Source organism: Pseudomonas sp. QS1027 (genome assembly GCF_002814235.1).
In the GTDB taxonomy this organism is placed as follows: Bacteria; Pseudomonadota; Gammaproteobacteria; order Pseudomonadales; family Pseudomonadaceae; genus Aquipseudomonas.
Genome location: NZ_PHSU01000009.1, coordinates 64,665 through 78,641 on the forward strand (window position 1 = coordinate 64,665; position 13,977 = coordinate 78,641).

Consider the following 13,977-nt stretch of genomic DNA (forward strand, 5'->3'; position numbering starts at 1 on the left):
CGTACTTGGCTGAAAACAGGGGGTTTTCGCAATAAATACTTTGTTTCACCTGATGCGTTGTAACGCGGCCTACTAGATAATCGCGCGCTACGGTGATCGGCGTTCGTTGGTCCATTTTGACTTAGGTAGAGACTTGTCCGTGACCGTTTGGGGAATCATTTGCCCCCATCGGAGTCGGAACAATGCTCGCCAACCTGGCATATAGATAGCTGGCCGTTGGTTTTTGATCTGTTTTCGGCGAGGGTTGCTCGTGATTGTTAGTCCCTGTAATGCTCCAACACTGACTGCCAAAGGTTTGAGAAAAGCACTGGTGGCGGGCTCGGCACTGCTTTGCCTGCTCAGCGCCGGCCAACTCTTTGCGTTCAATCTGGATGATGTGTCGGCCAAGGCCAAGACGCTGGCCGGACAGAAATACGAAGCTCCGCGCAGCAATCTGCCGAACGAGTTCCGTGACATGAAGTTCGCGGACTACCAGAAAATCCGTTTCCTGACCGACAAGGCCGAATGGGCGGGCGAGAAAACCCCGTTCAAACTGTCGTTCTACCATCAGGGCATGCATTTCGACACGCCGGTGAAGATCAACGAGATCACCGCCGACGATGTGAAAGAGATCAAGTACGACCCGACCCGTTTCGATTTCGGTGATGTCAAGTTCGATCCTAAATCCACCGAACAGCTCGGTTATGCCGGCTTCCGTGTGCTTTACCCGATCAACAAGGCGGACAAGCAGGACGAGATCATGACCATGCTCGGCGCGAGTTACTTCCGCGTCGTCGGCAAGGGTCAGACCTATGGCCTGTCGGCACGTGGCATGGCCATCGACACCGCCTTGCCGTCCGGCGAAGAGTTCCCGCGCTTCACCGAGTTCTGGATCCAGCAACCGAAGCCGACCGACAAGCACCTGGTGATTTTCGCCCTGTTGGACTCGCCACGGGCCACCGGCGCCTACCGTCTGATCCTGCGTCCGGGCACCGACACCATCGTCGACGTCAAGGCGCAGATGTACCTGCGTGACAAGGTCGGCAAGCTCGGCGTGGCACCGCTGACCAGCATGTTCCTGTTCGGCGCCAACCAGCCGTCCAAGGTCCTCAACTACCGTCGCGAGCTGCATGACTCCAGCGGCCTGTCGATCCATGCCGGCAATGGCGAGTGGGTCTGGCGTCCGCTGAACAATCCGAAACACCTGTCGGTGAGCAATTTCTCCGTGGAAAACCCACGGGGCTTCGGCTTGCTGCAACGTGGCCGTGATTTCAGCCACTACGAAGACCTCGACGACCGCTACGACAAGCGCCCAAGCGCCTGGATCGAGCCGAAGGGCGACTGGGGCAAGGGCACCGTCGACCTGGTGGAAATTCCGACCGCCGACGAAACCAACGACAACATCGTGGCTTTCTGGAACCCGGCCGAGCGCGCCGAGGCTGGCCAGCCGATGAACTTCGCCTACCGTCTGCACTGGACCACCGACGAAGCGGCCCTGCATTCGCCGGACAGCGCCTGGGTCAAGCAGACCCTCAAGTCCACCGGCGACGTCAAGCAATCCAACCTGATCCGTCAACCGGACGGCAGCGTGGCCTACCTGATCGACTTCGAAGGTCCGTCCCTCAAGGCCTTGCCTGAAGACGCACCGGTACGCAGCCAGGTCAGTGTCGGCGACAACGCCGAACTGGTGGAAAACAGCCTGCGCTACAACCCGGAAACCCAGGGCTGGCGCCTGACCCTGCGTCTGAAGGTCAAGGATCCGGGCAAGGCCACCGAACTGCGCGCGAACCTGGTCAAGGACCTCGCCACGGCGGATTCGGCCAAGGTTGCGGTCTCTTCCCAGGTGGTCAAGGCCGACAAGGTCGCGGCCAAGCAGCAAGAGAAAGAGCTCGCCCTGGAAAAGAAAGAGCAGGCTCAGGACAAGAAAGATCAGGCTGCTCAGGACAAGAAAGACCAGGCTCAGGATAAGAAAGAGCCGACCCAGGACAAGAAAGAGCATGACGCCGCGGCGCCAGCTCCCGATGCTGCCCCAACCACCCCGGTACCGGTGCCGACTGAGCAAGTCCTGACCGAGACCTGGAGCTACCAGTTGCCTGCCGATGAGTAACCAAAACGTACAGCCAGAGACTCTTTCCGAGTACCTGGCGCATTTGCCGTTGAGCGATGAGCAGCGTGCGGAGCTGGCGAACTGCACCTCGTTCGCCGAACTGCACGAACGCCTGAGCGAGCAACCGGTGGTTGATCCTGCCGAGGCCGCGCAGGCTTCAGTGGGACGCCGCCTGATCCTCGATTCGGCGGCTGAGCTGGAAGACGCCGAGATGCTCGCGGTGGATGCCTCCGGGCGCGTGCGCCTCAAGGCCACGCCGCCGATCCGCCGGACCCGGGTGGTCCCGGAGCCGTGGCGCACCAATATCCTGGTGCGCGGCTGGCGGCGTATGACCGGACGGAGCAATCCGCCGGTACCCAAGGACGACAAACGCGATCTGCCCCATGCGCGCTGGCGTACCGTGGGTTCGATTCGCCGCTATATCCTGCTGGTGTTGATGCTCGGCCAGACCATCGTTGCCGGTTGGTATATGAAGGGCATCATGCCTTACCAGGGCTGGGCGTTCGTCGATCTCAACGAAGTCATGCATCAACCGTTGTTGCAGACCGCTCAACAAGTGCTGCCTTATCTGCTGCAAACCAGCATCCTGGTGTTGTTCGGGATTCTGTTCTGCTGGGTCTCGGCGGGTTTCTGGACTGCGCTGATGGGCTTTCTCGAATTGCTCACCGGGCACGACAAGTACCGTATCTCCGGCGCCAGCGCCGGCAGCGAGCCGATCGCCAAGGACGCGCGTACCGCCATCGTCATGCCGATCTGCAACGAAGACGTACCGCGAGTCTTTGCCGGCCTGCGGGCGACCTTCGAGTCGGTCGCGGCCACCGGTGACCTGGACCGCTTCGACTTCTTCGTCCTCAGTGACAGTAACGACAGCGATATCTGCGTCGCCGAGCAACAGGCCTGGCTGGATGTCTGCCGCGAAGCCTCGGGCTTCGGCAAGATCTTCTACCGCCGTCGCCGCCGTCGCGTAAAGCGCAAGAGCGGCAACCTCGACGACTTCTGCCGTCGTTGGGGCGGTGACTACAAGTACATGGTGGTGCTCGACGCCGACAGCGTCATGAGCGGCGAATGCCTGACCAGCCTGGTGCGCTTGATGGAAGCCACCCCGGACGCCGGGATCATCCAGACCGCGCCACGGGCGTCGGGCATGGACACCCTCTATGCGCGCATGCAGCAGTTCGCGACCCGCGTCTATGGTCCGCTGTTCACTGCCGGCCTGCACTTCTGGCAGTTGGGCGAATCCCACTACTGGGGCCACAACGCGATCATCCGCATGAAGCCGTTTATCGAGCACTGCGCCCTGGCGCCGTTGCCGGGTAAAGGTGCCTTCGCCGGTGCGATCCTCTCCCACGACTTCGTCGAAGCCGCGCTGATGCGCCGTGCCGGCTGGGGCGTGTGGATCGCCTACGACCTGCCGGGCAGCTACGAAGAACTGCCGCCGAACCTGCTCGACGAGCTCAAGCGCGACCGCCGCTGGTGCCACGGCAACCTGATGAACTTCCGCCTGTTCCTGGTCAAGGGCATGCACCCGGTGCACCGCGCGGTATTCCTCACCGGCGTGATGTCCTACCTGTCGGCGCCGCTGTGGTTCTTCTTCCTGGTGTTGTCGACGGCCCTGCTGGCGGTCAACACGCTGATGGAACCGCAGTACTTCATGGAGCCACGCCAGCTCTATCCGCTGTGGCCGCAATGGCATCCGGACAAGGCGGTGGCGCTGTTCTCCACCACCATCGTGCTGCTGTTCCTGCCCAAGTTGCTGAGCATCATCCTGATCTGGGCCAAGGGCGCGAAAGAGTTCGGTGGCAAGTTCAAGGTGACCCTGTCGATGCTGCTGGAGATGCTTTTCTCCATGCTGCTGGCGCCGGTGCGGATGATTTTCCACACCCGCTTCGTCCTGGCCGCGTTCCTCGGCTGGGCGGCGACCTGGAATTCTCCGCAGCGTGACGACGACTCCACGCCATGGAGCGAAGCGGTGCGCCGACATGGCCCGCAAACCCTGCTGGGTGCGCTCTGGGCGCTGCTGGTGGTCTGGCTCAACCCGAGCTTCCTCTGGTGGCTGATCCCGATCGTCGGTTCGCTGATGCTGTCGATCCCGGTCTCGGTGATCTCCAGCCGGGTCAACCTGGGTCTGCGTTCCAAGGATGAGAGCCTGTTTCTCATTCCCGAGGAATACAATCCGCCGCAAGCACTGCTGGCCACGGATGAGTACACCCACGAAAACCGTTGGCATGCGCTGAATGACGGCTTTGTCCGGGCGGTGGTCGATCCACGGCAGAATGCCCTGGCCTGTGCCCTGGCGACGGCCCGTCACGGCCAATCCGAGCCGGTCGAATGGCTGCGTGTCGAGCGTGTTCGCCATGCGTTGAAGGTCGGTCCGTCCGGTCTGGACAATCAGTCGCGCCTGCACCTGCTGAGCGATCCGGTGGCCCTGACCCGCCTGCACGAGCAGGTCTGGAGCGAAGGCCATGCCGAGTGGCTGGGGGCCTGGCGCGAGTCGATCAAGGCTGATCCCCATGCGCCGTTGCTGCCTCTGCAACCGGCCACGGCGGCGGTACAGCCGGCCTGACGCCCGAGGGGCCGCGGTGTGACAAGCACCGCGGCCCCTTTGTCATTTGGTAACAAAAGACTCGTCTCCCCTCGGTGTTGCCCCGCAGCCGAGTACGTTAGGATCGCCCCCCAAAATTGTGCCCGTCCGATCACGGCTGCGGTGTGTCCGCGCAGACTGGCACGACCGGAAAAGCGGCCCTGGGGAGTTTCATGATGAAAAGGTTTCTGTCGATGCTGCTGCTGGGCATCGTTGTGCTCGCTCACGTCTGTGGGGTGCAGGCGGGTGCCATTGACGACGCGCTCAAGCGCGGCACGTTGAAAGTCGGGACCAATCCCACGTATATCCCCTTCGAAATGACGAACAAGCGCGGCGAAATCATCGGTTTCGAGATCGACCTGTTGCGCGAAATGAGCCGCGCGCTGGGGGTCAAACTGGAACTGGTGGCCAGCCCTTACGCCGAGTTGCTCCCCGGCTTGCTGGCGAACAAGTTCGACCTGGTGGCCAGCGGCATGACCCTGACCCAGGAGCGCAACCTGCGGCTCAACTTCAGCGATGCCTTTATCGTGGTCGGGCAGACGCTGCTGATCCCCCTGGAGTTGGGCAGCAAGGTGCAGAGTTTCGAGGACCTCAACGAGGCCGGTTATCGCATTGCCGCCAAGGCCGGGACCACGGGTGAAATCGTCGCGAAGAAAATGATGGGTGAAGCCCAGCTGAGTATCTATGCCAATGAGGAGGAGGGTGTGCAGGCCGTGCTCGACGGCAAGGCCGACGCCTTTGTCCATGACGCGCCCTACAACCTGGTGGCGGTGAACAAGCTGGGCAATGGCAAGCTGTTGTGCCTGGACCAGCCGTTCACCTACGAACCGCTGGCCTTCGGGGTGAAGAAGGGCGATCACGACAGTCTCAACTGGATCAACCACTTTCTCCACCAGATCGCCGAAGATGGCACCTACGATCGGATCCACGACAAGTGGTTCAAGACCAGCGACTGGCTGGCCGAGATCGACTGAAACGCTACACACCTGTAGGCGCCGGCTTGCTGGCGATAGCGGCCGAGCAGGCGATGCAAGGCTCACTGGCCCCATCGCCAGCAAGCCGGCTTGTGTCTGGCGTCAGGGTTAGTCGGCCTTTATTCAGACCTTGAAGCGTTCCACCAGGCGCTGCAACTGAGCCCCCAACTGACTCAACTGCAAGCTCGCGGCGGCGGTCTCGTCGCAGGCGTTGGCGGTCTGCTGGGACATATCCCGCACATGCAGCACGCTACGGCTGATCTGCTCGGCGACGACGCTCTGTTCTTCGCCGGCGGCGGCAATCTGCTCATTCATGCCGAGGATCTGCGACACGCTGCGGCTGATGGCTTCCAGCTTGCCGCCGCTGTGGCGGCTCGACTCGACGCTGTGGCGGGTCAGTTTGCGGCTGTTGTCGAGCATGCCCGCGACCTCCTGGGTCCCGCCCTGCAAGGCTGCGATCAGGTCCTTGATCTCCTGCGCCGAGTCCTGGGTGCGTTGCGCCAGGCAGCGGACCTCGTCGGCGACCACGGCAAAGCCACTCCCGGCGTCGCCGGCCCTGGCCGCTTCGATGGCGGCATTCAGGGCCAGCAGGTTGGTCTGCTGGGATACCGACTTGATCACGTCGAGCACGCTGCCGATCCGTTCGCTTTCGCGCTGGAGCCCACCCATGGCCTGGGAGCAGCGCTGCATGTGTTGCTCGAGTTGTTCGATCTGTTCGATGGCGTCGGCCACGGCACTGTCGCCTTCGCGGGCTTGCTGGTCGGCCTGGGTCGCCGCCACGGAAGCGGTTTCGGCGTGCCGGGCGACTTCGAGCACACTGGCGCTCATCTGTTTCATGGCGGCGGCCACTTGCTCGGTGGCGGCGGACTGGCTGCTGACGCTGGCGTCGGTCTGTTCGGTGCTGGTGGACAGGTGCTCGGCAGCGCGGGCCACCCGTGAAGCGCTGATGCCGATGCCGCGGATCAGCTCCCGCAGGCCCAGGGTCATGCCGCGCATGGCCTGTTGCAACTGACCCAGCTCGTCCTGGCGATCCACCGCGACATCGCGGCTCAGGTCGCCCGTGGCGATATGGTGGGCCAGCTTCAGGCTGCGTGAGAGCGGGATCAGCAGTTGGCGGCTGATGACCCAGGCCGCCAGGGTAGCGATCAGCCAGGCCAGCAAGGCTATCTTCGCCAGCATCCATTTCGCCGCCTGGGCCTGGCGATCACGGGCCAGGGTCTGGCTGCGGCTGAGTTCCTCGTTGCCGGCCAGCAGCCGGTTGCCCTGGCCTTCCATCACATTGTGGGCCGCCTCGGCGAGCAGCTGCGCGTCCTTGAAACGCTGCAGGGCCTCGCGGTAGTGGCGCAGTTCCAGCAGCATGCGCTGGTGGTCGTCGGCCAGTGGTGCTGTCAGCGGTGCCACCTGGGTCTCAAGTTGTCCAAGCCGGTCGATCGCCTTCAGCGCCTGCTCCGAATAGGCTTGCAGCGAATCGGCCAGGTAGGCCGGTGTCTGCACGCTGGCGTGGGTCTCGTTGAGCAATTGACGGAGTTCCTCGACCCGCTTGAGTGGGGCCTGCCACTGCTGCTCGTGGGGACTTTTGCTGGCTTCGCGCAGTTGATGGGCGGCGAAGCGGGCCACCGCCTGGCTGGCCTGGATCAGGCCGGCGTTCATCCGTTTGCGGGCGCGGTCACGGTCGCGAAGGCTTTCATCGAGATCGTCGAGGGTGGTCTGGAAAGCTCGGGCGGCGTGCTGCTGGTCGGTGAGGATCTGTCGTTCGCCCGGGTCTGTCAGGCGCGGCAGCAGCGTGGTCAGCAGTTTCTCGATGCTCGCCAGTTGGCGGGCGATCCGGGTGCGACTCTGTGGGTCGTTGAGCACCCGGAAGGCGATGCGATCGGCGCGCATGTCGCTGGTCAGGCGGCTGAGCCGGGCGATGCTCGACAGCGTATGCGAGCGCTCTACCGTGGTGCTCAGGGCGTGCCAGCCGGTGAGGGTCACCGCCAGGGTCAAGAGCAATACCAGGCCAAAGCCCAGGGCCAGTTTGAAACGGATACTGCGGTCGCGCAGTGCGCGGGTCAGCCAACGGAACATGGTGAATCTCCTGCCAAACAGATAAGTCCATGGCCCTCACGCGCGAATGCGTGGGGCATGTTCTGTCATCGGCTTGGGCGCGGGAGATGCGACCTGAATGGGGCGTGGGAAAGCTCTCTTAAGATTGAAGGTTTTTGCTGTCGGCTAGTTGGGTGGTTTCAGAACAGGCGGGCGAGCAGGGCGGTCACGGCGGTTTCGACCCGCAGGATGCGTTCGCCGAGCTGTACCGGTTGCAGACCGGCCTTGCCCAGCAACTCGATCTCGTAGGGAATCCAGCCGCCTTCCGGGCCGATGGCCAGGGTTACCGGCTCATCCAGGCCACGTGGGCAGGACGGGTAGTCGCCGGGATGGCCGACCAGGCCGAGGGTGCCCGCGCTGATGGCCGGCAGGCGGTCTTCGACGAAGGGCTTGAAGCGCTTCTCGATGACGATTTCCGGCAGCAGGGTGTCGCGGGTCTGCTCCAGGCCGAGGATCAGTTGCTCGCGAATCGCTGCGGGCTCGAGGAACGGCGTCTGCCAGAAGCTCTTTTCCACGCGATAGCTGTTCACCAGCACCACTTTCGGTACGCCGAGGGTGGCGACGGTCTGGAACACCCGCCGAAGCATTTTCGGGCGCGGCAGGGCGAGGATCAGGGTCAGCGGCAGTTTTGCCGGCGGCGCTCGATCCAGGCTGACCCGCAGTTCGGCTTCCGTGGCGTCCAGGCGCAATACCTCGGCGCTGCCCATCAGGCCGCCGATACGCCCGACCCGCAGGCTGTCGCCCACCGCCACGCGATGGACTTCCTGCATATGGGTCAGGCGCCGATCGCGCAGCACCACGAGGTCGGCCGCAATAAAGTCGGCCTCCTCCAGGAGCAGCAGGTTCACGTCAGCGGGGCTGGCGGCTGGGCGTCGTCGCGGTTGGCGGCTTCTTCGTCGCTGCGTTTGCGGACCAGGCCCCCGAACAGGATGCCGATCTCGAACAGCAACCACATCGGCACGGCCAGCAAGGTCTGGGAGAACACGTCCGGTGGGGTCAGGATCATGCCGACCACGAAGCAGCCGATGACCACGTAGGGGCGGATCTTCTTCAGGTACTTGACGTCGACCACGCCGATCCACACCAGCAGCACCACCGCCACCGGGATCTCGAAAGCCACGCCGAAGGCAAAGAACAGCGTCATCACGAAGTCGAGGTAGCTGGTGATATCGGTCATCATTTCCACGCCGGCCGGCGTCGCGGCGGCGAAGAACTTGAAGATCAGCGGGAACACCAGGAAGTAGGCGAAGGCCATGCCGGTGTAGAACAGCAGGATGCTCGACACCAGCAGCGGCACGGCGATGCGTTTTTCATGCTTGTACAGCCCCGGTGCGATAAAGCCCCAGATCTGGTGCAGGATCACCGGGATGGCCAGGAACAGCGAGACCATCATGGTCAGCTTGAGCGGCGTCAGGAACGGCGACGACACATCGGTGGCGATCATCGTCGCGCCCGCCGGCAGGTACTGGCGCAGCGGGATCGAGACGAAGGTGTAGATCTGCTGGGTAAAGGCGAACAGCCCGGCGAAGATCAGGAAGATCGCCGCGACACAGCGCAGCAGGCGGGTGCGCAACTCGGTGAGATGCGAAACCAGCGGCATGTGCTGGTCGTTTTCCGGAATATCGCTCATGGGGCTCGCGGCGGCAATGTAGGGTCATGAGGCGCAGGCGCGGCGGCTGGCGTCGCGCTTGCGGATTCGGTCAGGTGCGGCTCGGGCTCCACGGCACCGAGTACCGGTACCGGCTCGGCGGCGCTCACCGGCGTCGGCGGGATTTGCGCCGACACGGGTGGAACGGCGTGGATCGTCTGCTCCACCACCGGCTCGGCCGGTGTGCTGGTGGCGATCGGCGAGAGGATCTTGCGAGCCTCCTGCTCCAGCGAGAGGATATGCTCGTTGTGCAGTTGCCGACGGATCTCGTCGGCGCCGATCTCGCGTTCCACTTCCTGCTTGATCGCGTTGAAGCTGCGCTTCAAGCGGCCGACCCACAGGCCTGCCGTACGCGCGGCATGGGGCAGGCGCTCGGGACCGAGTACCAACAGGGCCACCAGGCCCACGAGCAGCAGTTCACTGAAGCTGATACCGAACATTAGTCAGTGCTCACGAATTGTTGCGGGGCTCTTCTACTTTTTGCGCCTGCACGTCAATGGTGTGCGGCGTGTTCTGCTGGGCTGTAGCCTGCGGCTGCACCGGAGGTGCCGGCTGCGCGACGGGCGGCACTACCGGCTCGGCAGGCTTTTCTTCGTCGTTCATGGCCTTGCGAAAGCCCTTGATCGATTCGCCGACGTCGGTGCCCAGGTTCTTCAGCTTCTTGGTGCCGAACACCAGCACGACGACAACCAGGATGACGATCCAGTGTTTCCAGTCAAAAATGCCCATGGTGCTGCTCCTCTCGAAAGTTGTTAGGCGGACGGGCGCGAGGCTTTCTCGACGTGTCCGGACAGGCCGAAGCGGCGATCCAGTTCGTCCAGCACGGCCTGCGGATGCTGCCCCAGTTGGGCGAGCATGACCATACTGTGGAACCACAAATCGGCGGTTTCGTAGATGACGTCGCTGCAGTCGCCACTGATCGCGGCATCCTTTGCAGCAATAATAGTCTCGACCGACTCTTCGCCAACCTTTTCCAGGATCTTGTTCAGGCCCTTGTGATAGAGGCTGGCGACGTAGGAACTGTCGGCGGCGGCGCCTTTGCGCTCTTCCAGCACCTGGGCCAGACGGGTCAGGGTGTCAGTCATGTTCAGTGTCCTGCTGCGTAGATGCTGTGCGGGTCCTTGAGGACCGGTTCGACGATCTTCCAGCCGCCATTTTCATACACGCGGTAGAAGCAACTGTGGCGGCCGGTGTGGCAGGCGATGTCGCCGACCTGCTCGACCATCAGGATGATCACGTCGGCGTCGCAGTCCAGGCGCATTTCGTGCAGGTGCTGCACATGGCCCGACTCTTCGCCCTTGCGCCAGAGTTTGCCGCGCGAGCGTGACCAGTAGATGGCGCGGTTCTCGCTGGCGGTCAGTTGCAGCGCTTCGCGGTTCATCCAGGCCATCATCAGCACGCGCCCGGTCTTGTGATCCTGGGCAATGGCCGGCACCAGGCCGTCGCTGTCCCATTTGATCTCGTCCAGCCAGTCTTTCATCTTCGACTCCGACAACCGGACACCACCCGCGTGGTGATGCCTCGGCGAATCAACAGTGTGCCAGCCCGCAGCCTGACTGGCTATCGGCGCACGATCAGATACAAACCCACGGCAACCATGATACCCGCTGGCCAGTGGCCAAGCTCTTGCAACGGCCCGCCGGCGGCCAGTACCGCGCCGCCGCCGAGGTGCGCGCAGCCTAGGAGGCGCAGGAACCAGTCGTCCTTGCGCCTGGTTTTCGGCTCGGGATGGCTGGCGTGGGGTTGGGCCATGCGTTCAAGCAGATCGCGGGTCATAGTGGCCAGGTGCGGCAACTGCTCGATCTGGCCGTGCAGGTTGCCGAGCAGGGTTTTCGGGCTGACGCGCTCGCGCATCCAGCGTTCCAGGAACGGTTGGGCGGTGCTCCACAGGTCCAGGTCCGGGTACAGCTGGCGGCCCAGGCCTTCGATGTTGAGCAGGGTTTTCTGCAATAACACCAGCTGCGGCTGGACTTCCATATTGAAGCGCCGCGCGGTCTGGAACAGACGCATCAGTACCTGGCCGAAAGAGATGTCCTTGAGCGGTTTTTCGAAGATCGGCTCGCACACGGTACGGATCGCCGCTTCGAACTCGTTGAGCTTGGTGTGCGCCGGTACCCAGCCCGAATCGATGTGCAGCTGGGCGACCCGGCGGTAGTCACGCTTGAAGAAGGCGAACAGGTTGCGGGCCAGGTAATCCTGGTCTTCCGGGGTCAGGCTACCGACGATGCCGCAGTCGATGGCGATGTACTTCGGGCTCCACGGGTTCACGGTGCTGACGAAGATGTTGCCGGGGTGCATGTCGGCGTGGAAGAAGCTGTCGCGGAACACCTGGGTGAAGAAAATCTCGACGCCGCGTTCGGCGAGCATTTTCATGTCGGTGCGCTGGTCGGCCAGGGTTGCGAGGTCGGTGACCTGGATGCCGTAGATGCGCTCCATCACCAGCACTTTCGGCCGGCACCAGTCCCAGTAGACCTGGGGCACGTACATCATGTCCGAGCTTTCGAAATTGCGCCGCAGCTGGCTGGCGTTGGCCGCCTCGCGCAACAGGTCGAGTTCGTCGTAGATGGTCTTTTCGTAGTCGCTGACCACGTCCACCGGATGCAGCAGGCGGGCGTCGGCCGAGACCCGTTCGGCGGCCCGGGCGAGCAGGAACAGCCACGCCAGGTCCTGGGCGATGATCGGCTTGAGGCCGGGGCGGATGACCTTCACCACCACTTCTTCGCCGCTCTTGAGCTGGGCGGCGTGGACCTGGGCCACCGAGGCCGAGGCCAGGGGCGCGATATCGAAGCGGCTGAAGACCTCGTCGATCTTCTTGCCCAACTGGGCCTCGATCAGCTTGACCGCGGTCTGCGAGTCGAACGGCGGCACGCGGTCCTGGAGCAGCATCAGCTCGTCGGCGATGTCTTCGGGCAGCAGGTCGCGGCGGGTCGAGAGGATCTGGCCGAATTTGATAAAGATCGGTCCCAGGTCCTGCAGGGCCAGGCGCAGACGTGCGCCGCGGCTCAGGTCCAGGGTCTTGCGCGGGAACCAGCGCCAGGGCAGCGCAAAGCGCAGTGCCAGGAGGAACCAGGGCAGGGGCAATTCGAACAGCAGGTCATCGAGACGGTAACGGATCACGACGCGCTGGATGCGCAACAGACGGCGGACGGCAAGCAGCTTCATGCGTTATCGCTGGATTTGAGGGATCGGGAAAGGCGCTCGACACGCGCCTCGAGACGTTCCAGGTCGAGCTTTACCCGGTCCAGTTCGGCGAAGCGCGCTTCGGCCTCATGGGTGCCGACCAGGGTACGGGACTCTTCACTGAGGTATTCGGCGAGGTTCTGCTTCAGGCTGACAAAACCCTGCTTGTACCAGCCGGCGCGGCTGCGCAGGTGGCCGCTGAGCAGGGGCGTGGCGATCGGCCCGAGCCAGCGCGAGAGTTCGTACTCCCAGTCCAGCTCCAGGTCCTGGAGTACCCCGGCCAGGTCCAGCAGCACGGCGCTGTCGCCTTCCAGGTCGACCTCGGGGCTGTGGAGCACGGCGGTCTTGTCGCGGCTCAGGGCCAGGTTCAGCAGGCTTGAAGCCGGGGCGCGGAGAATGCAGTCGGCTTCGGCGGCCCAGTTGGCGGCCAGCAGCAGGCCTTCGTCGCTGGGCAGGATGAACAGCTTCAGGGCCGGGTTGGCGCAGTCGACTTCGATGACTTTGCCGGTCAGGTGGCCCAGGCGGCTCAAGGCTGTACTGTCGAGGCGCAACACGCGGTTGAGGCCGTGTTCGACGCCGGCGAGAAGGCCGCTGAGAATCATCAGGGCTTGATGCCGCGATGCAGGGCGACGATGCCCGCGGTCATGTTGTGGTAGGTCACGCGGTCGAAACCGGCTTCCACCATCATCGACTTCAGGGTTTCCTGGTTCGGGTGCATGCGGATCGATTCGGCCAGGTAGCGATAGCTTTCCGAGTCGTTGGTGATCAGCTTGCCGGCCAGGGGCATGAAGGCGAACGAGTAGGCGTCGTAGACCTTGGACATCAGCGTGTTGGTCGGTTTGGAGAACTCCAGCACCAGCAGGCGGCCGCCCGGCTTGAGGACCCGCAGCATGGAGCGCAGGGCGTCTTCCTTGTGGGTGACGTTGCGCAGGCCGAAGGCGATGGTCACGCAGTCGAAATGGTTGTCCGGGAACGGCAGTTTTTCCGCGTCGGCCTGGACGAACTCGACGTTACCGGCCACGCCCAGGTCGAGCAGGCGATCACGGCCGACCTTGAGCATGGAGGCGTTGATGTCAGCCAGTACCACCTGGCCGGTAGGGCCCACCAGGTGCGAGAACTTGCGCGCCAGGTCGCCGGTGCCGCCGGCGATATCCAGCACCCGGTTGCCCGTGCGCACGCCGGACAGCTCGATGGTGAAGCGCTTCCAGAGGCGATGCATGCCACCGGACAGCACGTCGTTCATCAGGTCGTACTTGGCGGCCACGGAGTGGAACACCTCGGCGACCTTCTCGGCCTTTTGGCTTTCCGGTACGTTCTTGAAGCCGAAGTGCGTGGTGGGTTCGGCATCGCTGCCTTTGCGCTGATCAGTCATGTCGCTGTCACCAGAAGAGAATGCGGGCATTCTAATCCCGGTGGCCGGCTT

The 13,977-nt window shown here is 63.4% G+C and carries 13 protein-coding genes and 1 pseudogene; 3 read left to right on the forward strand and 11 right to left on the reverse strand.

Annotated features, from left to right (window positions below):
* Positions 1-250 precede the first annotated feature (250 nt).
* The 3 genes from CWE01_RS10055 (at position 251) to CWE01_RS10065 (ending at position 5,641) form a co-directional block, all read left to right on the forward strand.
* Positions 251-2,086, forward strand: coding sequence for a glucan biosynthesis protein G (locus CWE01_RS10055; protein ID WP_100940489.1), 1,836 nt, complete (start codon positions 251-253; stop codon positions 2,084-2,086).
* On the forward strand, positions 2,079-4,649 hold the full coding sequence (gene mdoH, locus CWE01_RS10060) for a glucans biosynthesis glucosyltransferase MdoH (RefSeq protein ID WP_100940379.1): 2,571 nt from the start codon (positions 2,079-2,081) through the stop codon (positions 4,647-4,649). Before CWE01_RS10055 ends, mdoH begins: the two co-directional genes overlap by 8 nt.
* A gap of 191 nt (positions 4,650-4,840) precedes the next feature.
* Complete coding sequence (locus CWE01_RS10065; protein ID WP_100940380.1) at positions 4,841-5,641, forward strand: transporter substrate-binding domain-containing protein; 801 nt, start codon at positions 4,841-4,843, stop codon at positions 5,639-5,641.
* 123 nt (positions 5,642-5,764) lie between these two features.
* Here CWE01_RS10065 and CWE01_RS34265 read toward each other — a convergent pair whose 3' ends face one another.
* From CWE01_RS34265 to ubiE, 11 genes and pseudogenes are all read right to left on the reverse strand, one after another.
* On the reverse strand, positions 5,765-6,637 hold the full coding sequence (locus CWE01_RS34265) for a methyl-accepting chemotaxis protein (RefSeq protein ID WP_371917136.1): 873 nt from the start codon (positions 6,635-6,637) through the stop codon (positions 5,765-5,767).
* Positions 6,623-7,708: pseudogene (locus tag CWE01_RS34270) on the reverse strand (methyl-accepting chemotaxis protein); the annotation flags it as partial. The pseudogene CWE01_RS34270 and the gene CWE01_RS34265, both read right to left, overlap by 15 nt.
* A gap of 158 nt (positions 7,709-7,866) precedes the next feature.
* Positions 7,867-8,574, reverse strand: coding sequence for a 16S rRNA (uracil(1498)-N(3))-methyltransferase (locus tag CWE01_RS10075; RefSeq protein WP_100940382.1), 708 nt, complete (start codon positions 8,572-8,574; stop codon positions 7,867-7,869).
* The gene (gene tatC / locus CWE01_RS10080; RefSeq protein WP_100940383.1) at positions 8,571-9,356 is read right to left on the reverse strand and encodes a twin-arginine translocase subunit TatC; all 786 of its coding nucleotides are present in this window, start codon (positions 9,354-9,356) and stop codon (positions 8,571-8,573) included. Before tatC ends, CWE01_RS10075 begins: the two co-directional genes overlap by 4 nt.
* Positions 9,353-9,814, reverse strand: a complete 462-nt coding sequence (gene tatB / locus CWE01_RS10085) for a Sec-independent protein translocase protein TatB (protein WP_100940384.1) — start codon at positions 9,812-9,814, stop codon at positions 9,353-9,355. The genes tatC and tatB overlap by 4 nt, the downstream gene beginning before the upstream one ends.
* Positions 9,815-9,824: 10 nt before the next feature.
* Positions 9,825-10,103 carry a twin-arginine translocase TatA/TatE family subunit gene (locus CWE01_RS10090; RefSeq protein ID WP_100940385.1) on the reverse strand — a complete coding sequence of 93 codons (279 nt, stop codon included), beginning with the start codon at positions 10,101-10,103 and terminating at the stop codon, positions 9,825-9,827.
* Positions 10,104-10,126: 23 nt separating this feature from the next.
* On the reverse strand, positions 10,127-10,459 hold the full coding sequence (locus tag CWE01_RS10095; RefSeq protein WP_018929162.1) for a phosphoribosyl-ATP diphosphatase: 333 nt from the start codon (positions 10,457-10,459) through the stop codon (positions 10,127-10,129).
* Positions 10,460-10,461: 2 nt separating this feature from the next.
* Positions 10,462-10,854 carry a phosphoribosyl-AMP cyclohydrolase gene (hisI, locus tag CWE01_RS10100; protein ID WP_100940386.1) on the reverse strand — a complete coding sequence of 131 codons (393 nt, stop codon included), beginning with the start codon at positions 10,852-10,854 and terminating at the stop codon, positions 10,462-10,464.
* An 80-nt stretch (positions 10,855-10,934) separates the two neighbouring features.
* A complete protein-coding gene (gene ubiB, locus CWE01_RS10105; RefSeq protein WP_100940387.1) occupies positions 10,935-12,536 on the reverse strand; it encodes a ubiquinone biosynthesis regulatory protein kinase UbiB in 1,602 nt (533 codons plus the stop codon).
* Entirely contained in the window at positions 12,533-13,156 is a 624-nt protein-coding gene (locus CWE01_RS10110) for an SCP2 domain-containing protein (protein WP_100940388.1), read from the reverse strand. Before CWE01_RS10110 ends, ubiB begins: the two co-directional genes overlap by 4 nt.
* Positions 13,156-13,926: a bifunctional demethylmenaquinone methyltransferase/2-methoxy-6-polyprenyl-1,4-benzoquinol methylase UbiE gene (gene ubiE / locus CWE01_RS10115; protein ID WP_100940389.1), complete on the reverse strand. Its 771-nt coding sequence runs from the start codon at positions 13,924-13,926 to the stop codon at positions 13,156-13,158. Before ubiE ends, CWE01_RS10110 begins: the two co-directional genes overlap by 1 nt.
* Positions 13,927-13,977 lie beyond the last annotated feature (51 nt).